This window comes from Streptomyces sp. NRRL B-1140, assembly GCF_001280065.1.
Taxonomy (GTDB): Bacteria; Actinomycetota; Actinomycetes; order Streptomycetales; family Streptomycetaceae; genus Streptomyces.
In genome coordinates this window covers 111,074-132,493 of sequence record NZ_LGEA01000058.1, presented here as the reverse complement: position 1 = coordinate 132,493, position 21,420 = coordinate 111,074, and the positions used below count along the sequence as shown (strand labels likewise).

Annotated in this window: 19 protein-coding genes and 1 pseudogene; 3 read left to right on the top strand and 17 right to left on the bottom strand. The window is 72.1% G+C overall.

Features of this window, described 5'->3' with window-relative positions:
* Positions 1-20 precede the first annotated feature (20 nt).
* The 3 genes from ADK65_RS08195 to ADK65_RS08185 form a co-directional block, all read right to left on the bottom strand.
* The gene (locus ADK65_RS08195; RefSeq protein ID WP_053669181.1) at positions 21-497 is read right to left on the bottom strand and encodes a hypothetical protein; all 477 of its coding nucleotides are present in this window, start codon (positions 495-497) and stop codon (positions 21-23) included.
* A gap of 172 nt (positions 498-669) precedes the next feature.
* Positions 670-1,023, bottom strand: coding sequence for a cytidine deaminase (locus ADK65_RS08190; protein ID WP_053669179.1), 354 nt, complete (start codon positions 1,021-1,023; stop codon positions 670-672).
* Positions 1,024-1,051: 28 nt separating this feature from the next.
* Positions 1,052-1,876 (bottom strand): helix-turn-helix transcriptional regulator, encoded by an 825-nt coding sequence (locus tag ADK65_RS08185; RefSeq protein WP_234352825.1) that lies wholly within the window; start codon positions 1,874-1,876, stop codon positions 1,052-1,054.
* 142 nt (positions 1,877-2,018) lie between these two features.
* Between ADK65_RS08185 and ADK65_RS08180 the strand changes: the two genes are divergently transcribed.
* A complete protein-coding gene (locus tag ADK65_RS08180) occupies positions 2,019-3,470 on the top strand; it encodes an MFS transporter (protein ID WP_053669175.1) in 1,452 nt (483 codons plus the stop codon).
* On the opposite strand, the gene ADK65_RS08175 is transcribed toward ADK65_RS08180, so the two are convergent.
* The 6 genes from ADK65_RS08175 to ADK65_RS08150 all read right to left on the bottom strand — a co-directional run bounded on the left by ADK65_RS08175 (position 3,432) and on the right by ADK65_RS08150 (position 10,485).
* On the bottom strand, positions 3,432-3,791 hold the full coding sequence (locus ADK65_RS08175; RefSeq protein WP_053669173.1) for an MmcQ/YjbR family DNA-binding protein: 360 nt from the start codon (positions 3,789-3,791) through the stop codon (positions 3,432-3,434). The two genes, ADK65_RS08180 and ADK65_RS08175, sit on opposite strands and share 39 nt — an antisense overlap.
* Complete coding sequence (locus ADK65_RS08170) at positions 3,788-5,095, bottom strand: hemolysin family protein (RefSeq protein ID WP_053669171.1); 1,308 nt, start codon at positions 5,093-5,095, stop codon at positions 3,788-3,790. Before ADK65_RS08170 ends, ADK65_RS08175 begins: the two co-directional genes overlap by 4 nt.
* 9 nt (positions 5,096-5,104) lie before the next feature.
* Complete coding sequence (ybeY, locus tag ADK65_RS08165) at positions 5,105-5,602, bottom strand: rRNA maturation RNase YbeY (protein WP_033306334.1); 498 nt, start codon at positions 5,600-5,602, stop codon at positions 5,105-5,107.
* Between the two features lie 14 nt (positions 5,603-5,616).
* Positions 5,617-7,764 carry a PhoH family protein gene (locus ADK65_RS39880; RefSeq protein WP_053669169.1) on the bottom strand — a complete coding sequence of 716 codons (2,148 nt, stop codon included), beginning with the start codon at positions 7,762-7,764 and terminating at the stop codon, positions 5,617-5,619.
* 155 nt (positions 7,765-7,919) lie between these two features.
* Positions 7,920-9,056 carry a carbohydrate kinase family protein gene (locus ADK65_RS08155; protein WP_053669167.1) on the bottom strand — a complete coding sequence of 379 codons (1,137 nt, stop codon included), beginning with the start codon at positions 9,054-9,056 and terminating at the stop codon, positions 7,920-7,922.
* A gap of 139 nt (positions 9,057-9,195) precedes the next feature.
* Positions 9,196-10,485 (bottom strand): glucarate dehydratase family protein, encoded by a 1,290-nt coding sequence (locus ADK65_RS08150; RefSeq protein WP_053669165.1) that lies wholly within the window; start codon positions 10,483-10,485, stop codon positions 9,196-9,198.
* A gap of 95 nt (positions 10,486-10,580) precedes the next feature.
* Between ADK65_RS08150 and ADK65_RS08145 the strand changes: the two genes are divergently transcribed.
* Positions 10,581-11,363, top strand: coding sequence for an IclR family transcriptional regulator (locus ADK65_RS08145; protein WP_053669163.1), 783 nt, complete (start codon positions 10,581-10,583; stop codon positions 11,361-11,363).
* Between the two features lie 293 nt (positions 11,364-11,656).
* Positions 11,657-12,970, top strand: coding sequence for an MFS transporter (locus ADK65_RS08140; RefSeq protein ID WP_053669160.1), 1,314 nt, complete (start codon positions 11,657-11,659; stop codon positions 12,968-12,970).
* A 14-nt stretch (positions 12,971-12,984) separates the two neighbouring features.
* Here the strand turns inward: ADK65_RS08140 and ADK65_RS08135 are convergent, their stop codons facing one another.
* The 8 genes and pseudogenes from ADK65_RS08135 to ADK65_RS08100 form a co-directional block, all read right to left on the bottom strand.
* Positions 12,985-13,977, bottom strand: coding sequence for an adenosine deaminase (locus ADK65_RS08135; RefSeq protein WP_053669159.1), 993 nt, complete (start codon positions 13,975-13,977; stop codon positions 12,985-12,987).
* 20 nt (positions 13,978-13,997) lie between these two features.
* Positions 13,998-14,903 carry a ribonuclease Z gene (locus ADK65_RS08130; RefSeq protein ID WP_053669156.1) on the bottom strand — a complete coding sequence of 302 codons (906 nt, stop codon included), beginning with the start codon at positions 14,901-14,903 and terminating at the stop codon, positions 13,998-14,000.
* Positions 14,904-14,909: 6 nt separating this feature from the next.
* The gene (locus ADK65_RS08125; protein WP_053669154.1) at positions 14,910-15,263 is read right to left on the bottom strand and encodes a histidine triad nucleotide-binding protein; all 354 of its coding nucleotides are present in this window, start codon (positions 15,261-15,263) and stop codon (positions 14,910-14,912) included.
* Positions 15,264-15,362: 99 nt separating this feature from the next.
* Positions 15,363-18,554 (bottom strand): S41 family peptidase, encoded by a 3,192-nt coding sequence (locus ADK65_RS08120; RefSeq protein WP_053669152.1) that lies wholly within the window; start codon positions 18,552-18,554, stop codon positions 15,363-15,365.
* 45 nt (positions 18,555-18,599) lie between these two features.
* A complete protein-coding gene (locus ADK65_RS08115; protein ID WP_053669150.1) occupies positions 18,600-19,145 on the bottom strand; it encodes a hypothetical protein in 546 nt (181 codons plus the stop codon).
* Between the two features lie 49 nt (positions 19,146-19,194).
* Positions 19,195-19,473 (bottom strand): annotated as a pseudogene (locus ADK65_RS08110) (VOC family protein); the annotation flags it as partial.
* Between the two features lie 14 nt (positions 19,474-19,487).
* On the bottom strand, positions 19,488-20,228 hold the full coding sequence (locus ADK65_RS08105; RefSeq protein WP_053669148.1) for a 16S rRNA (uracil(1498)-N(3))-methyltransferase: 741 nt from the start codon (positions 20,226-20,228) through the stop codon (positions 19,488-19,490).
* Positions 20,225-21,298 (bottom strand): nitronate monooxygenase, encoded by a 1,074-nt coding sequence (locus ADK65_RS08100; protein ID WP_053669146.1) that lies wholly within the window; start codon positions 21,296-21,298, stop codon positions 20,225-20,227. Before ADK65_RS08100 ends, ADK65_RS08105 begins: the two co-directional genes overlap by 4 nt.
* Positions 21,299-21,420: the final 122 nt, after the last annotated feature.

The following is a 21,420-nucleotide window of genomic DNA, read 5'->3' as shown; positions in this document are numbered from 1 at the left end:
GGGCCGCGCCGCTTTCGTTCTCAGTCGAACACGAACGGGCCCGGTGACTGCGGCCCGGCCGCCGTACAGGTGATGGTGATGCCGAAGACGGTCATCTTCAGCGAGCCTCCGAAGGCCTCCAGGCTGTCGCCGGAGGCCACGGTGCCGCTGAGGGGACCGACCTCGACCGGGGCCCCGGCGGCGATCGCCGGGTTCTCCGTGCCGCTGAAGTCGACGGTCCCGCCGCCGCTCTTCACCAGGGTGAGGGTGGACGAGATCGAGTCTTCTCCCAGCGCGATGGGCGCCGTGATCGCGGAGGACTTGACCGTGAGGGTGGCGGCGGTGCCGTCCTGTGTGGCTGTGAGCGTGGCCTCGCCACTGCCGAAGGCGCCGCAGTCCGCGCTGATCGTCGCCGTCTGGGGGGTGACGGCGAGGGCCGCCGGGGCGAAGGCGAGCCCGGTGACCGCGAGGGCCCCGGCCGCCAGTGCCGCACCCGCTCCGATTCGCTTGCATCTCATGGGATTCCGGCTCCCTTTCCATGTGGGGGGGACCGCTCGGCAGGTGAGTGCGGGCACGCTGCGCGAGAGCCGAACCTGACGGTCCGTCGGAACTTACGGTTCCATTGATGCGCGTGGGGCAGGGCGCGGCAAGGTTGAAAACTGGCCTAATTACCGGCGGTTACAGCGAAGTTCAGCCGGCCGTGACCGTGGTCCGGACCGTTCCGTCGGGCCCGGCCACCAGCACCGGCGTCTGCGTGCCGCCGAGATCCCGCACCGCCGCCCGGTCCTGTTCGGTCGCGGTCTCCGCCTCGGTCACGACCGCCGCCGCCTCCAGGGACGTCGCGCCCGAGGCCACCGCCATCGCCACCGCCGTCTGCAGGGCACTGAGCTTCAGGGAGTCGAGGGTCACTGTGCCCGCGACATAGGTCCGTCCGGTCTCGTCCCGCACGGCCGCCCCCTCGGGCACACCGTTGCGAGCCCGTGCGGAACGGGCCAGGGTGACGATCTTGCGGTCCTCGGGGTCGAGCGCGTTGCTGTCGGTCATGTCCTGAGCATACGAACAAGGCCCGCCGCTATCCCGCCACGGGGTACATCGCCCCGCGCCGCCCCTCGGGTGACGCCAGCCACTCCAGCTTCGCCGCGGTGTCCGCCTCGTTCAGCGGCGTGTGCAGCACGATCGACAGATCCGGCCGCGCCGGCAGCTTCATCACGCTGGACTCGAAGCACAGCAGCCCCACCACCGGGTGGTCCATCTCCTTGCGGATCTGCCCCGCCTCCTCGATGTCCCGCCGCTCCCACAGCTGGGCGAACTCCGCGCTCGCCGCCTTCAGTTCGGCCACCACCGCCTGGAACCCCTCGTCGTCCGGGCTGGCCAGGCAGGCGGCCCGGAACTGCGCGACGACCGTGCGCGCGTTCTGCTCCCAACTCAGCGCACGAGAGCGGTACATCGGGTCGGTGAAGAAGTCGACGATGCAGTTCTGCGTGATGCCGGGCCGCATCCCGAGGACGGTCGCGGCCGCGTCGTTGTACAGCACGCAGTTGTAGTACGAGTCCATGATGTGCGCCGGGTACGGCATCCACGCGTCGATCAGCCGCCGCAGCCCCTCGCAATCGTCCCGCTGCCTGTGCGGCTCGACCTCGGGCACGGGCGGGTTCATGCCGGCGAGGACGTAGAGGTGGCGGCGCTCGGCGTTGTTCAGCCGCAGCACCCGGGCGACGGAGTCGAGGACCTGCGGGGAGACCGAGATGTCCCGGCCCTGTTCCAGCCACTGGTACCAGGAGGCGCCGACGCCGGCGAGCACCGCGACCTCCTCGCGGCGCAGCCCCGGGGTACGGCGGCGCGCGCCACCGTCCGGGAGTCCGGCTTCGGCCGGGCTGACCCGGGCCCTCCGGCTCATCAGGAACTCGCGCAGCTCGCTTCGCCGCCGGGCCTTGAGCTCGTCCACAGGCACGGACCGGTCCCCCTCGTGTCTGGTGGTGTGACCACCAGGACAACCTGCCGCTCCCCACGGCTATTCCGCCGGCCGCAGGCTCTTGCCCATGGCGATCGACACCACACCCGCATCCTCACCGCTCGGCACCCCACGGCTGTCGACGCGCGACAGACTCGTCCTGTTCGTCCTGTGCGCCGCCCAGTTCATGGTGGCCCTCGACTTCTCCGTGCTGAACGTGGCACTGCCCGTCCTCGGCGCCGACCTCGGCATGAGCCAGTCGGCGTTGCAGTGGGCGGTCACCGCCTTCGCGCTGCCGTCCGGCGGCTTCCTGCTGCTCTTCGGCCGCGTCGGCGACCTGTACGGCCGCCGACGGCTGTTCCTGAGCGGACTCGCCCTGTTCGGGGCGGCCTCACTGCTGGCCACCTTCGCCTGGGACCCGGCGTCGTTCCTGACCGGGCGTGCCCTGCAGGGGATCGGCGCGGCGGCCATCGTGCCGACGGGGATGTCCCTGCTCACCACGACCTTCGCCGAGGGGCCGGCCCGCGAACGCGCCCTCGGCATCTCGGGCACGCTGCTCTCGCTCGGCTTCACCGTCGGCATGGTGGCCGGCGGTGTCCTGACCGACGTCCTGGGCTGGCGCTCCACCATGGGCGTCCTCGCCCTCTTCGCGCTGATCGTCCTGCCCTTGGCCCCCGGTCTGCTGCCGGAGTCCCGCACCCCTGAGCACCGGCGCCTGGACGTGCCCGGTGCGGTCACCGTCACCGGCGGTCTGCTCGCCGTGATCTACGCCCTGTCGACGGCAGCCGACCGCGGTTTCGGTCATGCCGACGTCATCGCGACCCTGGCCGCCGGTTCGGCACTGCTCATCGCGTTCGTGCTCGTCGAGTCCCGTACCGAGGCGCCCCTGGTCTCCCTGCCGATGCTGCGCCGGCGCACCGTGGCGTGGGGCAACCTGGGCGGCCTGGTCACCTTCTCGATGATGTCGACGGTGGTGTTCGTGCTGACCCTGTACCTGCAGGAGACCCTGCGCCTGTCCGCGTTCGAGACCGGGCTGGTCTTCGGTGTGCAGGGCGTGCTGTCGGCAGTCGCCGGGACCCTGGCCGCCCGGGTGATCGGGCGTTTCGGCGCCCGCCGCACGCTCGTCGGCTCGCTCGCCGGACAGGGTGTGCTGACCGCCGCGATGCTGGGGCTGGACACGCACGTCTGGTCGGTCTGGCTCGCCACGGCCGCCGTCTCCCTGGCGAGCATGTGCCACCTCGGCGCCATCGTCTCCTACGGCCTGACGGTCACGTCCGGGGTCCCCGACGCGGAGCAGGGCCTGGCGACCGGTCTGGTCACCTCCACCCAGCAGGTCGGCATCACCATCGGCATTCCGTTGCTGGGCGTCCTCGCCACGACCTCGTCGGACCTGCTGACAGGCCTTCACACGGTCCTCGCGGTGGACGCGGCGATCGTGCTGGCGGCGGCCGTCCTCGTCGCCCTCGGCCTGCGGGGCCGAAGGGCGGCTGCGGAGACGGCCTCAGGAGCGGTCGAGCCGGAGGCGCTCGGCGCGCGGTAGTCCGGCCACGACAAGATCGTACGAGTCCTCGACGAGCTCCCGGACCAGCCGGTCCGGGAGTCCGCCGTCCACCGTGACGGTGTTCCAGTGGCGCTTGTTCATGTGCCAGCCGGGGACGATGAGCCCCTCGTACTCGCCGCGGAGGCGGACCGCCTCCTCCGGGTCGCACTTGAGATTGGCCTTCAGGGGCCGCGCGTCGAGGTGCGACAGGGCGAAGAGCTTCCCCCGCACCTTGAAGACCGAGATCTCCGGGCTGAACGGGAAGTCCTCCACCGCCGCGTTGAAGGACAGGCAGAACGCGCGCAGCTCCTGCGGGGTCATTCCGGCTTCTCCTCCTCCGCAGGCGGTTCCGCCGGGCCCAGCGGCTCCGCCAGCACCGTCACGATCTTGTTCCGGCGCCCGGCCGCGGCCTCCGCGGTCAGGCGCAGTTCCCGGCCGTCGGGCAGGTCGACGACGGACGAGGCACCCGCGATGGGCACCCGGCCCAGTGCCTTGGCCAGCAGCCCGCCGACCGTCTCGACGTCCTCGTCGTCGAACTCCTCCAGGCCGTACAGCTCGCCCAGATCGCTGATGTCGAGGCGGGCCGTGACGCGGAAGCGGTCGTCGCCGAGCTCCTCGATCGGCGGCAGTTCACGGTCGTACTCGTCGGTGATCTCGCCGACGATCTCCTCGAGGATGTCCTCGATGGTGACGATGCCGGCCGTGCCGCCGTACTCGTCGATGACGACGGCGACGTGGTTGCGTTCCTTCTGCATCTCGCGCAGCAGGTCCCCGGCGTTCTTGGTGTCGGGCACGAAGAACGCCGGGCGCATGGCCGTGGACACCTGCTCGGACTCGGCGTCGCGGCTGATGTGCGTCTTGCGGACCAGGTCCTTGAGATACACGATGCCGACGATGTCGTCCTCGCTCTCCCCGGTGACCGGGATGCGCGAGAAGCCTGAGCGCAGGGCGAGGGTGAGGGCCTGGCGGATGGTCTTGAAGCGCTCGATGACGACCAGGTCCGTGCGCGGGACCATGACCTCGCGGACGAGGGTGTCGCCCAGCTCGAAGACGGAGTGCACCATGCGGCGCTCCTCGTCCTCGATGAGGGACTCCTTCTCGGCGAGGTCGACCAGGGCACGCAGCTCAGCCTCGGAGGCGAACGGACCGCGGCGGAAGCCCTTGCCGGGGGTGAGCGCGTTGCCGATGAGGATCAGCAGCGACGGGATCGGGCCCATGATCCTGGCCAGCGGCACCAGGACGTACGCCGAGACCGTCGCGGTGTTCAGCGGGTGCTGGCGGCCGATGGTGCGCGGGGAGACCCCGACGGCGACGTACGACACGAGGACCATGACCGCGATGGCGACCAGCAGCGCCTCGGTGGTGCCGTCGAACTCCTTCAGGCAGCCGTAGGTGATGAGCGCGGCGGCGGCCATCTCGCAGGCGACGCGGACCAGCAGCGCCACGTTGAGGTAGCGGGTCGGGTCGGCGGCGACCTGGGAGAGCTTGGCGCTGCCTCGGCGGCCCGAGCGCACGGCCTCCTCGGCGCGGAAGCTGGAGACGCGCGCGAGGCCCGCCTCCGCGCAGGCGGCGAGCCAGGCCACGACGACCAGGGCGATGGCGCCCAGGGCGAGTTGAGGACTCATCGGCGGGCGTTACGAGACCGTCGGCGCCGGGGACGGGCCGGTCAGGCCCCGCTCCGCGCGCCAGCCGTCCACGATGGCCGCCTGGAGGCCGAACATCTCGGCCTTCTCGTCCGGCTCCTCGTGGTCGTAGCCCAGCAGGTGCAGCACGCCGTGGACGGTGAGCAGTTGGAGCTCCTCGTCCATGGAGTGCTGCGTCTCCGCTTCCTTGCCCTGCTTCAGCGCGACCTCGGGGCACAGCACGATGTCGCCGAGGAGCCCCTGAGGGGGCTCGTCGTCGTCCTTGGAGGGCGGGCGCAGCTCGTCCATGGGGAAGGACATGACATCCGTCGGACCGGGCAGGTCCATCCACTGGATGTGGAGCTGCTCCATGGCGTCGGCGTCCACGACGATCACCGAGAGCTCGGAGAGCGGGTGGATGCGCATCCGAGCGAGCGCGTAGCGGGCGATGTCGAGGATCGCCTGCTCGTCGACCTCGGTGCCGGACTCGTTGTTGACGTCGATCGACATGGTGCTGTGTGTGTCTACTTCCCCTTGTGCCCGGACTTGCCCCGGCTCTTGTGCGTGCCGTTCTGGGTGCCGTGCGTGGTGTCGTACTTCTCGTACGCGTCGACGATACGGCCCACCAGCTTGTGCCGGACGACGTCCTGCGACGACAGCCGGGAGAAGTGGACGTCGTCCACGCCGTCCAGGATGTCCTGCACCTGCCGCAGACCGCTCTTCGTGCCGTCCGGCAGGTCGACCTGCGTCACGTCACCCGTGATCACGATCTTCGAGTCGAAGCCGAGGCGGGTGAGGAACATCTTCATCTGCTCGGGGCTGGTGTTCTGGGCCTCGTCCAGGATGATGAAGGCGTCGTTGAGCGTGTTGTGCGTCAGCAGGTGGTCCTGCGTGACGTACAACGAGTCCTCGGCCGCCACCTGGATACAGACGGTCTCCTCCCGGCCGGCGGGCTCGATGCTGTCGATGAACCGCATCGGGCGCCCGCCGCCTCCGGCAGCGAGGTACCTGTCGCGCTTGCGGGGGAGGCGGAAGGGGTCGATGCCTTCGGGGAGGCGGATGTCGACGACATGAGCGTCGTACCGGTATCCGACCTCCCGCCCCTTCGCGAGGCCGGGCCTGCGCCCCTCGGCAGCCCTGCGGCGGGTGTACGCCACACCGCCCAGCGACTGCACCAGGGCGACGACGTCGTCGCGGAGCAGGGCCGACGTCGTCGTGTACTGGATCCGGCAGGTGCGGTCCTTCTGTGTCACCGGGCCGCCGTCGGAGTCCAGCAGGCCCTGGAGGACCGCCAGCCGTACCTCGGCCGAGTTGTACAGGTAGTCGTCCGGGACGAACTTGGAGTGCGAGCGAGTACGCAGCAGGTCCAGTTCACGCAGGACACGCGTGACGGGGTTCTCCAGGGTGATCACGTCGCCCGGGGACTTGATCCGGTTGAGAACGTAGTCCGGTCCGCTCTTGTGCCGCACGGCGACACCGGGCAGCGAGGCCTCCAGAGCCTCGGCCAGTTCCGGATCCCCGGTCGCGAAGGAGGGGGTCGTGGAACCGGTGAGGCAGCCGTCACCGAGCAGCAGTCCCAGCGCGTACGGGTCCATGGGGACGTCTCGCTCCGGCAGCTGGACCGGCGCCGTGAGCAGCGGCAGCTCGTACCGGCGGGCGTGCGCTGCCCGCAAGTTGCCGATCATCTCCTGGGTCTCCAGGACCCGCCACGGCTTGTTGCGACGCTTGTCCGACGCTGTCCGAACCGTCCACAGGTGCTCGCCGCAGCACAGCGTCCAGGAGCCGTCCTGGGCTGTGACACGGTAGATGTCCCGCTCACCCTGTGGGTAGACGCCCAGGACCGGGGTCGGCTCACCGTTCGAGCCGATGACCAAGTCACCGACTTGGAGGTCGCCGATGGGGCGCCAGCCGTCCGGAGTCAGGACCTTCGTGAAGAGCGGCTGGCTACGGCCCCTCATATAAGCCAGCGGCGCCACCTCGATGGTCCCCGCAGCCATCAGTCGGGGAATCGAGTCCGGGTCGAGCATGTCGTGCAGCGCGTCGTACAGAGGCCGCAGGTACGGGTCGATCTTCTCGTAGAGCGTGCCCGGGAGGAAGCCGAGCCGCTCGCCGGCCTCGACCGCCGGGCGGGTCAGGATGATGCGGTTGACCTGCTTGGACTGCAGGGCCTGCACGGCCTTGGCCATGGCCAGGTAGGTCTTGCCGGTGCCGGCCGGGCCGATGCCGAAGACGATGGTGTGCTTGTCGATGGCGTCGACGTAGCGCTTCTGGTTCAGCGTCTTGGGGCGGATCGTGCGGCCGCGCGAGGACAGGATGTTCTGCGTGAGCACCTCGGCCGGGGTCTCCTGGCCGTCGCTCTCGCCGTTGTCGCTCGCCTTGAGCATGGCGATCGAGCGTTCCACTGCGTCCTCCGTCATCGGCTGCCCGGTGCGGAGCACCAGCATCATCTCGTCGAACACGCGCGAAATGAGGGCGACGTCCTTCGGGTCGCCGACCGCGCTGATCTCGTTGCCCCGGACGTGGATGTCGGCCGCCGGGAAGGCCTTCTCGATCACGCGCAGGAGGGAGTCGCCGGACCCCAGAACGGTCACCATGGGGTGCTGGGCGGGGACGGTGAGCTGTGCTCTCGCCTGCTCCTGCGCGGGGGTGTGAGCTGTCGATGATTGAGTCATGGGCCGGCGCTGAAGGCCTGCGGTTCCTCCTCGTCACGGCCGCGCAGCTGAGGGCGGCCTCGCGATTCCCAGGGTACGACGGGGGAGTGACAACGCCGTAGGGGTTTTGGGGGCGGGGCCGGAAACGGGGCGGAGGCCCCTGGCAGGGCAGGGGGTCATGCCGAGCGCCGGAAGCCGATCGTGGGGACGGCACGCCGCAACGGCCAGGGCCGCACCAGCTCTTCCGACACCAGCCTCGCCAGGAACCCGTACCTCCCCAGCGCCGCGGGTGACTGCTCCTCGACCGACTGCACCCTGCGCCACCACGCCGCGATCTCCGACCACCCCGGCGCCGACAGCGACCCCCCGAACTCCTGCACCGACAGTGCCGCCGTCAGCCCGGCGAAGGCCAGCCGGTCGGCGAGCGGCCAGTCCGCCAGGGTGCCGGTCACGAACCCGGCGACGAACACGTCTCCGGCACCGGTGGGATCGAGCGCCTCGACCGCGATGGCCGGCACCTCCGCCGTCTCCCCCGTGCGCCGGTCCACCGCGTACGCCCCGTCGGCGCCGAGGGTGACCACGACGAGCGGCACGTACTCGGTGAGGGCGTGGGCGGCGTCCCGGGGACAGTCCGCACCCGTGTACCGCATGGCCTCCTCGGCGTTCGGCAGGAACGCCTCGCAGTGCCGCAGGTCGGGCAGGCCCGCCAGGTCCCACGCCCCGGTGTCGTCCCAGCCGACGTCGCCGAACACCCGTGTGCCGTTGCTCGCGGCCTGGGCGATCCAGGGCGCGCTCACGCCGGGTGCGAGGGAGGCGACGGCGGCACGCGCGCGGGGCGGGCACGCCGGGGCGGTCTCCTCGGGGGGTGGCTCGTGGCCGTGCGAGACCATCGTGCGCTCCCCCTCGTAGGCCATGGAGACGGTCACCGGGGAGTGCCAGCCGGGCACCCTGCGCGACGGGGAGAGGTCGATGCCCTCACCGTGCTCCAGGGCGTCCCAGCAGTAGTCGCCGTAGTGGTCGTCGCCGAAGGCCGCCGCGAGGGACGTGCGCAGGCCGAGGCGGGCCAGGGCCGTCGCCATGTTGGCGACCCCGCCGGGGCTCGACCCCATGCCGCGCGCCCACGACTCCGTCCCGCGTACCGGGGCGGAGTCGAGGCCGGTGAAGATGATGTCCAGGAAGACGGTGCCGGTGAGGTAGACGTCCCAGGGCGGGTCGTCCGGTGTGCGCACAGGGGCGAGGGGGTCGACCTGGCTCTGGCGGTGCGATGCCTTTCCGGCCGGGCCTTTTCCGGCCGGGGCGGTGGACGCGGTCACGATGCGCTCCCTGACGTGGTGCGGATCAGGCCAGTCTGCACCACATCGCGGACGGCGTGACGCCGATCACGCCGGACCCACCCGTCCCACAGGCTCGCGCCGGGCCCCTCCGGCGCCCTGTCGCGGCGCCGGAGGGGCCCTACCAGCGGGGCATCGCGGGGGTCACCCAGTCCGGGTCGGCGATCCGCATCGCCGCCGCGTCGTCGCGGTCCCGCAGGGCGCCGTCGTCTTCCAGCCACCGCCGGTGCAGTGCGGCCAGCCGCTCCCGGTCGAGCTTCACGCCGAGGCCGGGCGCGTCGGAGACGGCGATCCGGCCGCCGTCGAAGGCGAGCCGCTCGGTGAGGACGTCCTCGGACTGCCAGGGGTAGTGGGAGTCGCAGGCATGGTGCAGGTTCGGGACGGTGGCCGCCACGTGGGTCATCGCGGCGAGCGAGATGCCGAGGTGGGTGTTGGAGTGCATCGACACGCCGACCCCGAAGGTGCGGCAGACGGTGGCGAGCTGCTGGGTGTTGCGCAGGCCGCCCCAGTAGTGGTGGTCGGAGAGGACCACCTGGACGGCACCCCGGGTGAAGGCCTCCTCGATCTCGGCGAACGTCGTGACGCACATGTTGGTGGCGAGCGGCACCCCGGTGCGCTCGGCGACCTCGGCCATGGCGGGGGTGCCGAGCGCCGGGTCCTCCAGGTACTCGAGGACGTCCCCGAGCTCCCGGGCCACCTTCACGGACGTCTCGACGGACCAGGCGCCGTTGGGGTCGAGCCGCAGCGGATGCCCCGGGAAAGCCTCGGCGAGGGCCCTGATCGCCGCGATCTCCTCGTCGGGCGGGAAGACGCCGCCCTTGAGCTTGAAGGAGGTGAAGCCGTAGCGCTCCGTGAGGCGGCGGGCCTGCTCCACCACGCCCGCCGGGGCGAGGGCGGCACCCCAGTCGTCCTTCTCGGCGGGTACGCCCTCGGGGTGGCCGGCCCACTTGTAGAACAGGTAGGCGCTGTACTCGACGAAGTCGCGCACCTTGCCGCCGAGCAGCGCGTGCACGGGCAGTCCGAGCGCCTTGCCGAGGGCGTCCAGGCAGGCGACCTCGAAGCCGGAGACGACGGACAGCCGCAGCTTGTCGGCGGTCTGGACACCGCGCAGCCCGCCGACGTCGACGGCGTCGTCGATGCGGGAGGCGTCCACCGTGACCTGGTCCGCGACCGTGAACAGGCCGTTCAGGTCGCTGACCCGGCGCCCCTTCAGCCGCTCGGCGATGGGGCGGGCCACCTCCAGGTACTTGGTATCGCCGTAGGTCTCCCCCACGCCGGTGACACCGTCCGCGGTGACGACCTCGACGATCAGCCGGGGCGTGTACGGCTGGTGCACGCCCTGGGTGTTCAGCAGGGGCGGGTCGGCGACCAGGATCGGTGTGAGCCGTACGTCGGTGATGGTGAGGTCCACGCAGCCGTCTCCTCATGTAGATGTCATCCATGGATGAGAATGCGGGCCGGACGGGAGAACGTCAATCGCCGGGGCGGCCCGATTACCATCGGCGCATGTCAGACACAGGGGGCGTCCGCGAGGTGAAGTCCGCGGCGCGCACGGTCGAGCTGCTGGAACTCCTCGCCGCGCGCGGCGACCGCCCGGCCCGGCTGCAGGAGCTGGCCGGTGAACTCGGCGTGCCGCGCAGCTCGATGTACGCGCTGCTGCAGACCCTGATCTCGCGCGGCTGGGTCCGCACCGACGTCACCGGCTCCCTGTACGGCATCGGCATCCACGCCCTGCTCACCGGTACGAGCTACCTCGACTCCGACCCCCGGGTCCGAGCGGTACGGCCGTACCTCGACGAGGCGTCCGAGGCGCTCGGCGAGACCATCCACCTGGGCCGGCTGGACGGCCGGGACGTGGCGTACCTGGCGACGCGGGAGTCGCACGAGTACCTGCGCACGATCAGCCGGGTGGGACGGCGCCTGCCCGCGCACGCCGGGGCCCTGGGCAAGGCGCTGCTGGCGGAACGCCCGGACGGGGAGCTGCCCGAGGGCCCGTACGAGGCGCTCACCCCCAACTCGCACACGAGCCGGGAGTCCCTGGCGGCCGACCTCGCGCGGATCCGGTCGCGCGGCTGGTCGGTGGACCGCGAGGAGGGCGTGCCCGGCATCGTCGGCTTCGGGTTCGCCCTGCGCTACGACATCCCGGCGCAGGACGCGATCAGCTGCTCGGTGCCGGTCGCCCGGCTCACGCCCGAACACGAGGAGCGGATCGTCGCCGTGATGCTGGAGGTCCGGGCGAAGGCCGAGGAGACCGTTCCGGCGGGCCCCGGAGCGGTGGACTGGCGTTAGCCGGAGCGGTGTACCGGCGTTGGCCGGGACGGTGTACCGCGTTGGCCGGAGCGGTGCGACGGCGTGGGACGAAGCGCCCATGAGCGTCGGCGAGAGCGCGCTCGACGCCTGACGAAAGGCGCTCGTTTACCCCCGCTTCACCACTCCAAACGCAACGTGCCCCAGATCACACACCCCGGGCTCCCGTGGGTGACTACGTGCTTGATACAAATTGCTCGCGCGTTCCTGTCCGTCGACGGTCGTCGCCCAACCCCCCTTTTCTCCCGCTCCTTTCGCATGCCCTGGGAACGCCCGTGTTCGCCCCCCGCACCACTCCGTGGCCCCTCGTCGCCCTTTTCACGGCCGGGTACCTCGCTCCGTATCTGCTCCCCACCACCGTCGGCAGGCTCGACTCGTCTCTTCCGCTCTCCGCCACCCAGGCCGGTGCCGTCGGCAGCGCCCTGCTTCTGAGTTCGGCCGCCGCCGGGTTCGCCCTGGCCTCCCGGGTCGAGCGGGTCGGAGCCCGCACCCTCGCCCGGCTCGGCCTCGCCCTGGCCCTGTTCGGCTACGGCGCCGCCGCCCTGACCACCGCGATCCCCGCCGTCGTCGTCGGCGCGATCGTCGGCGGGTTCGGCTCCGGCACGGCCACGACCGTCGCGGCCACCCTCATCGCCGGTGAGCGCGATCCGCACCGGGCCTCCACGGCCGGGCTGCTCAGCGTCTCCGCCCTCGCGGGCGCCGTGTACCTGACGGTGCCGCACCTCGGACCGGGACACGGCCTGCCGCTGGCCGCGATCGCCCTCACGGCCCTGGCGGTCTGGCCGCTCACCGGCCGGCTGCCCGCCGGCACTCCCGTCGCGCCCGCCCGGCACGACAACGCACGGCTGCCGCACGCCCGTTCCGGGCTGCTGCTGGCCGCCGCGATGGTGTGCTGGTCGCTCGCCCAGAACTCCCTGTGGGGAGTCAGCGGCCGGATCGGCCTCGAGCAGGTGCACCTCGGCGAGGCCACGGTCGGTGTCGTCTTCGCGCTCGGCCTCGGCGCCGGCCTGGCCGGGGTCCTCGCGGCCGGCGCGCTCGGCGCCCGTCTCGGACGCGCGATACCCATCGGCGGCGGCACCGTCCTCATCGCCGCCTGCATCGCACTCAGCGCCTCCGCGACCGACCTGGGAAGCTTCGCCGCCGGCGAGATCGCCTGGAACACGCTCTACCCAGTGGTGCTGTCGTACCTGATCGGGCTCGCCGCCTCGCTCGACCCGCGCGGCCGCTGGGCGGTACTGGTCGGCTCGGCGTCCTCGCTGGGCACCGCCGCCGGGCCGCTGACCGGCAGTGTGCTGTCGGCGCAGGCCGGGTTCCCGGTCATGGGCGCGGTCCTCGGCGCGGGACTGCTGGTGATCGCCCTGCCGATGACCGCGGTCGCCCTGCACACCGGAGGACGTCCGCTGCTGCCCGGCGCGATCCGCCGCCGCGGCGGGCACCCGGCCGCCCTGGTCGCCGCCGCCCCGGGTGCGCCCACCGGCGCCGTTCCGGAGATCGGCGCCCCGGAGCAGCCGGTGGTGGAGATCGAGGTGGAGACCCCGGCCGTCCCCGCCCAGCGTGCCTACGACAAGGCGGGGTCGGAGGTCTTCTGAGACCTGCCCGGGCCCTAACCGAAGGTGTAGGCCTCCACCTCGGCGAGATATCGCGCCCGCAACTGCTCGTCGTCCTCCAGGAAGGAGGCGAGGAAGGAGTTGCGGGCGAGCTCGCGCAGCCGCTCCTCGGTGAGGCCGAGGGTGGCGCGCACGGCGTCGAAGTTGTCGCCGGCGTAGCCGCCGAAGTAGGCCGGGTCGTCGGAGTTGACCGTGCACATCAGGCCGGCGTCCAGCATGGCGGGCAACGGGTGGTCGGCGAGGGTGTCGACCGTGCGCAGCCGGACGTTCGAGAGCGGGCACAGCGTCAGCGGCACCCGGTCGCGCACCAGCCGCTCCACCAGCGCCGGGTCCTCCACACAGCGCAGCCCGTGGTCGACGCGCTCCACGCCGAGGATGTCCAGCGCCTCGGTGATGTACTCCGGCGGGCCCTCCTCACCGGCGTGCGCGACCCTGCGCAGACCGAGCGCGGCGGCGGCCTCGCAGACCTCGCGGAACTTCACCGGAGGGTGCCCGACCTCGGCGGAGTCGAGGCCGACGCCGGTGATCCGGTCCAGGTAGGGCTTGGCGGCGTCCAGCGTGGCCAGGGCAGACTCGGCGGACTCGTCGCGCAGGAAGCACAGGATCAGCCGGGTCGAGACGCCGTGGTTCGCCTCGCTGTTCCCGAGCGCCCGCCACAGCCCCTCGACGACCGTGCCGATGTTCAGCCCGCGGCTGGTGTGGGCCTGCGGGTCGAAGAAGATCTCCGCGTGCCGGACGCCCTGCGCGGCGGCCCGGGCGAGATAGGCGTTCGCCAGGTCCTCGAAGTCCCGCTCGGTGCGCAGGACGGCCATGAGCTCGTAGTACAGGTTCAGGAAGGACTGCAGGTCCTCGAACCGGTAGGCCTCGCGCAGCTCGTCCGTGTCGGCGTAGGGCAACGTGACGCCGTTGCGCGCGGCGAGCTCGAAGGCGAGTTCCGGTTCCAGGGTGCCTTCGATGTGAAGGTGCAGTTCGGCTTTGGGGAGGGACATCAACTCATCGTACGGCCGTTTCACCGACGCTTCGGAACCGGCACCCTGAGTAGATCGTGCGCCACGGTCAGCTCACCCTCGTACCCGGCGGCGCGGGCCTGCCGCTCGAACTCGTCGGGATCGGTATAGCGCTGGCTGAAGTGGGTCAGCACGAGATGCCGCACCCCGCCTTCCCGCGCCACCCGTGCCGCCTGACCGGCCGTCAGATGCCCGTGCTCCACGGCGAGTTCCTCGTCCTCGTCGAGGAACGTCGACTCGATGACGAGCATGTCGCAGCCTTCGGCGAGCGCGTGCACGCCGTCGCACAGCCGGGTGTCCATGACGAACGCGAACCGCTGCCCGCGCCGCACCTCGCTGACGTCCGCCAGCGAGACCCCGCCGAGCGCGCCCTCGCGCTGGATCCGGCCCACGTCCGGGCCCTTGATGCCGTGCGCGGCGAGCCGCTCGGGCAGCATGCGGCGGCCGTCGGGCTCGACGATCCGGTAGCCGTAGGACTCCACCGGGTGGGACAGCTTCCTTGCCTCAAGCGTGTAGCCGTCCGTGCGGGCGAGGGGCCCGTCCGCGGCGACCGGGGCCTCGGTGATGCCGACGGTCTCGCGGTAGGCGGTGGCGTACCGGAGCCGGTCGAAGAAGCGCTGCCCGGAGCGGGGGTAGTGGGCGGTGATCTCGTGCGGGACCTTGTCGAGGTTGATGCGCTGGATCACACCGGCGAGGCCGAGGGAGTGGTCGCCGTGGAAGTGCGTGACGCAGATCCGGTTCAGGTCGTGCGCGGCGACCCCGGCACGCAGCATCTGGCGCTGCGTGCCCTCGCCGGGGTCGAACAGGATGCCCTCGCCGTCCCACCGCAGCAGGTAGCCGTTGTGGTTGCGGTGCCGGGTCGGGACCTGGCTGGCGGTGCCGAGGACGACGAGTTCACGTACGGACAAGGCGGACTACCCGGGGGGCCATTCGAGGCCGCGGCCGCCGAGCACGTGGCCGTGCACGTGCCAGACCGTCTGGCCGGCGCCGCTGCCGGTGTTGAAGACGAGGCGGTAGCTGTCGAGCTTCTCCTCGTCGGCGACGGCCTGCGCCTCGCGGAGCACGTCGGCGGTGAGGGCCGGGTCGGCGGCGGCGAGGGCGGCGGCGTTCTCGTGGTGCGCCTTGGGGATCACCAGGACGTGGGTGGGGGCCTGGGGGTTGATGTCGCGGAACGCGATGGTCGTCTCCGTCTGGCGGACGATCGTCGCGGGGATGGTGCCTGCGACGATCTTGCAGAACAGGCAGTCGTCCTGGGGTTCCCCGGCCATTCGGTTACCTCCGATAGTCCTGGCGTTGCGGTGCCGACGGCATCGTATCGTCGTCGGGTGCGGGTGCGTCTGGGCTGGTCGCGCAGTTCCCCGCGCCCCTTAAGTTGGCAGGCCTGGGGGCGTTTTCGCCGGTACTGCCTCCAGCGCTTCCAGTGCCAGCCGGATGGCCTCGTCCAGTTGGGTGTCTCGGTCCGCCGCGTAGTCCTGGGGGCGCTGCACGACCTCCACATCCGGGTCGACCCCGTGGTTCTCCACGCCCCACTCGTACCCCTCCAGCCAGAAGGCGTACTTGGGCTGGGTCACCAGCGTGCCGTCGACCAGGCGGTAGCGGCTGTCGATGCCGATGACGCCGCCCCAGGTGCGGGTGCCGACGACCGGGCCGAGGCCAAGGGCCTTGATCGCCGCGTTGACGATGTCGCCGTCGGAGCCGGAGAACTCGTTGGCGACGGCCACGACCGGGCCGCGCGGGGCGTCCTCGGGGTAGCTGTAGGGGCGCATGCCGCGCGGGACGGCCCAGCCGACGATGCGGCGGGCCAGCTTCTCGACGACCAGCTGGGAGGTGTGGCCGCCGCGGTTCTCCCGGACGTCGACGACCAGGCCCTCACGGGCGACCTCGACGCGCAGGTCGCGGTGGATCTGGGCCCAGCCGGGGGCCTGCATGTCGGGGACGTGCAGATAGCCGAGGCGGCCGCCGGACTTCTCGTGGACGTAGGCCCGGCGGTCGGCGACCCAGGCGTGGTAGCGCAGGGGTTCCTCGTCGGCGACCGGGACGACGACGGCGTGCCGGGGGTCGCCGCCGCCCGAGGGGGAGATGGTCAGCTCCACCGGCTTGTTCGCCGTGCCGATCAGCAGCGGGCCGGGGCCGAGAACGGGGTCGACCGGCTGGCCCGCGACCGCCACGACGGCGTCCCCGGGGCGTACCGCGACGCCCGGCGCGGCCAGCGGGCTGCGGGCGTCCGGGTCGGAGGTCTCGGAGGGCAGGATGCGGTCGACCCGCCAACTGCCGTCCTCGTGGCGGGAGATGTCGGCACCGAGCAGGCCGAGGCGGGGGCCGCCGCCGTGTCCGCCACGCGGGGTGACATAGGCGTGCGAGGTGCCGAGCTCGCCCTGGACCTCCCACAGCAGGTCGACCAGGTCGTCGTGGGTGGCGAGCCGCTCCACGACCGGGCGGTAGCGGTCGAGGACGCCGTCCCAGTCGACGCCGCTCATGTCCGGCCGCCAGAAGTGGTCCCGCATGATGCGGCCGTTCTCGTCGAACATCTGGCGCCACTCGGCCGCCGGGTCGACGAACTGGCGCACCCGGCCCAGGTCGACGGTGATGTTGGAGTCGCTGTCGTCGTCGCCGGAGGCGCGCCGGTCGCTGGGGACGACCTTCAGCCGTCCGTCGGTCCACAGCAGCACCCGCTTGCCGTCGCCGCTGACCGCGAAGTGGTCGGCGTCCACGGCGAGGTGTTCCAGGCGCTGCTGCGCGAGGTCGTAGCGCTCCAGCTCGGACTTGGGGTCGGGGTCGTCCGGGGTGGCCCGGGACGCGCCGAGCACCCCGGCGACCGGATGGCGCAGCCACAGGACTCCGTCCTTGGCGGCGCGCAGGTTGGTGTAGCGGGCGGCCTCGACCGGGAAGGGCACGATGCGGTCGGCGAGGCCTTCGAGGTCGATGCGGGTGGTGGGGGTGCCCTCGCTGTCGGGAGTCTCCTCCCGGTCGGGCGTCTCGAACGACCGGCCGTGCCGCTGCGGTCCGAACGGGGAGGGCGTGGTGGCCGCGAGGGTGATCAGGTGCGGCCGGGCCCCCACCACGAAGGCCAGGTCGAAGACGTGCTCGTCGTAGACCGGGTCGAAGGAGCGGGTCGAGAGGAAGGCGAGGTGCTTGCCGTCCAGGGTGAACGCGGGCGCGTAGTCCTGGAAGCGCAGCGGGGTGGCCTCGGTGACCGAGAGGTCGGTGGTGTTGGCGAGTTTCAGCTGGCTCAGCGGCCGGGGGCCGGGGTGGGACCAGGCGAGCCACGACGAGTCGGGCGAGAAGACCAGGCCCGACACGTCACCGTCCTCGCTGCGGTCGACCTCCCGCACCTCGCCCGTCTCCCGCTCCACCAGCAGCAGGCGCCCGTCGTGGCAGGACACGGCGGCACGGCTGCCGTCGGGCGCCATGGCGAGGTCCAGCACCCGGCCGAGCTGTCCGGCGGCGATCCGGCGGGGTGTCGCGCCCGGGGCGAGTCCGGTGGCGGGGGCGAACTCCAGGGCGTCGTCGCCCTCGGCGTCCGTCACCCACACCACCCACTGCTCGCCGTCCGCGCGGAACGTCCGCGGCAGCCGGGCCCGTACGCCCGGTGTCGCGGCAAGCGCGCGGGCCGGGCCGGAGCGGTGGGTGACCCAGTGCACGGAGCCGCGTACGGCGACGGCGCTGCCGCGTGCGGTGTGGTCCGGGGACGCCGAGCCGAACCACCGGGAGGCGTTCACCGGGAACGGCTGGAGATCGGCGCGCTGTCCGCCCAGCCGCACGTCCAGCCGCCGCGGCTCGGCGCCCTCCAGGTCGTCCAGCACCCACAGTTCACCGGCGCTGGAGTAGACGACCCGGGTGCCGTCGCTCGCCGCGTGCCGGGCGTAGAAGCCGTCGAGGGGTGTGTGCCGGCGCAGGTCGGATCCGTCGGCGAGGGAGGAGTAGAGCGCTCCGGTGCCCTCGTGGTCGGAGAGGAAGCCGATCCTGTCCTCCACCCAGAGCGGGTACTCGATGTTGCCGTCGAGGTCCTCGTGCAGCCGCACGAACTCCCCGTCGTTCTCGGGGTCGATCCACAGCTTGCCCGCCGTGCCTCCGCGGTACCGCTTCCACCAGGCCGCCTCACGCCCCATGGGCGCGGACAGCAGCACCGTGTGCGGGCCGTGCGCGACGTCGCCGACGGGCCCGTACGGCAGGGTGGTGGCCGGGCCGCCGTCCAGCGGTACGGCACGCGCCCAGGTGCGGCGCAGGCTCGCCTCCCCATGGGCGCTGATCGCCAGGACCTCGCCGTCCGGGGTCCAGCCGCGCACCTGTGTCTTGAGACTCCCCCAGTACGTCAGCCGCTTGGCCGGACCGCCGTCGACCGGGGCGATGAAGACCTCGGGGGCGCCGTCACGGGTGGAGGTCCAGGCGACGGTGGTGCCGTCGGGCGAGATCCGGGGCTGGGTCACCGGCATGTTGTCGGCGCTGACCCGCCAGGCCCGGCCGCCGTCGAACGGAGCGAGCCACACGTCGTCCTCGGCGGTGAAGGCGACCAGGTCGCCGTGCACATGGGGGAACCGGAGGTAAGCAGGCGATGTCACCCGATCACCCTATGCAGGGACGACGCCGCGCGGACAGGGTTCGGATCACTTGCCCTCGACAGGGCGGCAGTCCGGGTACCGCTCGCACCAGATGGTCTGGGTGACGGTCACGGTGACCGTCGGCCCGGGCTGCCCGTTCGAGGGGCCGCCGACGGGCGGCGGGCTGGTGGAGTCGCAGTCGCCGAGGCCGTCGACCTCGAACCACACCTTGCCGTCCACCTTGGCGGTGATGTTCCCGCGTACGCAGGCGCCGTTCACCGCGTGGGTGACCTTGCCGTCGACGGTGATGTCCTTGCCGTCGTCGGTCTCGCCCTCGCAGTCGACGGTCGCGACGGTCCGCTCACGCGCGGAGGGTGACGACTTCCCGCCGTTCTCCCCGTAGGAGGCGGTGCACGTGAGCCACCGCACGTCCGCCTTCTGCCGCTCGAGCTCTTCGGTCACCGTCTGGTCGGTGGTGTACGCGACGGACGCGGCGCTGACGCTGCCGGGCTCGCAGGCGACGGCGCCGCCCACGGCCACGGCGGCGAACACCGCCGCCACCGCGACGCGCCGGCCGCGCGGCCCCCTCCGAATCCTCCTCGAAGCCCCCATGGAGGGGAGCCTGCCACTGTCGGAGGCGGCGCGGTAGGGCGCAAAGGCGTCAGCCGCGCAGCAGCAGCCACTCCTGAAGCTCCACCAAGTTGCCCTCGGGGTCCTTGAGATGGGCCACCCGCATGCGGTCCGTCATGGGCGCCGGGCCGTGCAGCACCGTGGCGCCGCGCATGGTGATCTCCTCGCAGTACGCGTCGAGGCCGTCCACCCGCAGTACGACCAGGGAGCGGTGGCCGGCCGCCGCGTCGCCCACTTCGTCGAGCACCTCGGCCATCATCGACCGGTCCTGCAACGCGATCCCCGCGGAGCCCACCGCGGGGCTGAACTTGGTGCCTCCAGAGATCAGGACCAGCGTCCGGTGCGTGCCAGGAGTACGGCCGCGGCGGCCGTCCCGGCGGTCGATGTGCGCAGCACACTGGGTCCGAGGCGGTACGCCCGCGCCCCCGCCTCCTCGAACAGCGCCAGTTCCTCCGGCGCCACGCCGCCCTCGGGTCCCACGACCAGCACGATCTCACCGGTGGCCGGCAGCTCGGCGGTGGCCAGGGGGGTGTCCCCGCTCTCGTGCAGCACGGCTGCGAAGTCCGCTCCGGCCAGCAGGGAGGCGACCTGCTTGGTCGTCGCCGCCGCCGCGACCTCGGGGAAGCGCAGCCGGCGGGACTGCTTGCCGGCCTCCCGGGCCGTGGCCCGCCACTTGCCCAGGGCCTTCTGCCCGCGTTCGCCCTTCCACTGCGTGATGCAGCGCGACGCCGCCCACGGCACGATCGCGTCGACGCCGGTCTCGGTCATCGTCTCGACGGCGAGTTCGCCCCGGTCGCCCTTGGGCAGGGCCTGGACGACGGTGATCCGGGGCTGCTCCGCGGGCTCCTCGGACCACGAGTCCAGCTGAAGGATCAGCCGGTCCTTGCCCTCCGTGCCGAGCACGACGCAGTCCGCCCAGCGGCCGGCCCCGTCCGTGAGGACGACGTCCTCACCGGCGCGCAGCCGCTTCACGGAGACGGCGTGCCGTCCCTCCGGTCCGTCGAGTACGTACCGGCCGCCACCCCCGGCGTCGAAGTGGTCGACCACGAACACCGGCGCGGTCACAGCACACCCCCGCCGGTCAACGAGGCGCGGGCGGCGGCCAGTTCACCGGCCAGTACCTCCACCAGCTGCCCGGCGGGCAGCTCCCGCGCCATCCGGTGCCCCTGCCCGGCCCACAGTGCCATGCCCTGCGCGTCCCCGGCCTTGGCGGCGGCCTTGCGCAGCGGCGAGGTGAGGTGGTGGATCTCGGGGTAGGCGGCGGGCGCGTACGGGCCGTGCTCGCGCAGGAACCGGTTGACCAGGCCGCGTGCCGGACGGCCGGAGAAGGCCCGGGTCAACTCCGTACGTACGAAGAGGGGGTTGGTCAGCGCCTGCTTGTGCAGGGCGTTCGCCCCCGACTCGTGTGTGGCGAGGAAGGCGGTGCCCAGCTGGGCGGCGCTCGCGCCCGCGGCGAGGACACCGGCGATCTGGCCGCCGCGCATGATGCCGCCGGCGGCGATGATCGGGATGCTCACGGCCTCACGGACCTGGGCGATCAGCGACAGCAGGCCGACGCCGGAACGGTCGGTCTCGGGGATGTCCCGGTGGGTGCCCTGGTGGCCGCCGGCCTCGACGCCCTGGGCGATGACCCCGTCCGCACCCGCCCGCTCCACGGCCCGGGCCTCGTCGGGGGTGGTCGCGGCGGCCAGGACGAAGGTGCCGACGCGGTGCAGGGCGTCGACGACCTCGCGGCCCGGGACGCCGAAGTGGAACGACACGACCTGTACGGGGTTGTCGCGCAGCACCACGAGCTTGGCCTCGAAGCCGTCGTCGCGTCCGCTGTCCGGGTCGCCGAGCTCGGCCTCGTACCAGGTGGCCTCGCCGGCCAGCTGGTGGGCGTAGACGTCGACGGCGGCGGGGTCGGCGTACTCCGGCTGCGGCATGAAGACGTTGACGCCGAAGGGCCTGCTCGTGAGGCTCCGGAGCTGCTTGATCTCCTGGTACATCCCGTCGGCGGTCTTGTACCCGGCGGCGAGGAATCCGAGCCCGCCCGCCTCGCACACGGCGGCGGCGAGCTGCGGTACGGAGACGCCGCCCGCCATGGGGGCCTGCACGATCGGGTGGGGGAAGAGATCGGTCAGTGCGGAGGACATGACCGCATGTTGTCACGTCCCGCGCACCACTCCGAAACCGGCCTGCCGACTGGCATAGACCAGAGGAACAGGCACCTCCCGTCACCCGGGAGGCGCCCTGTATCACCGGTTACGGGCGCCCC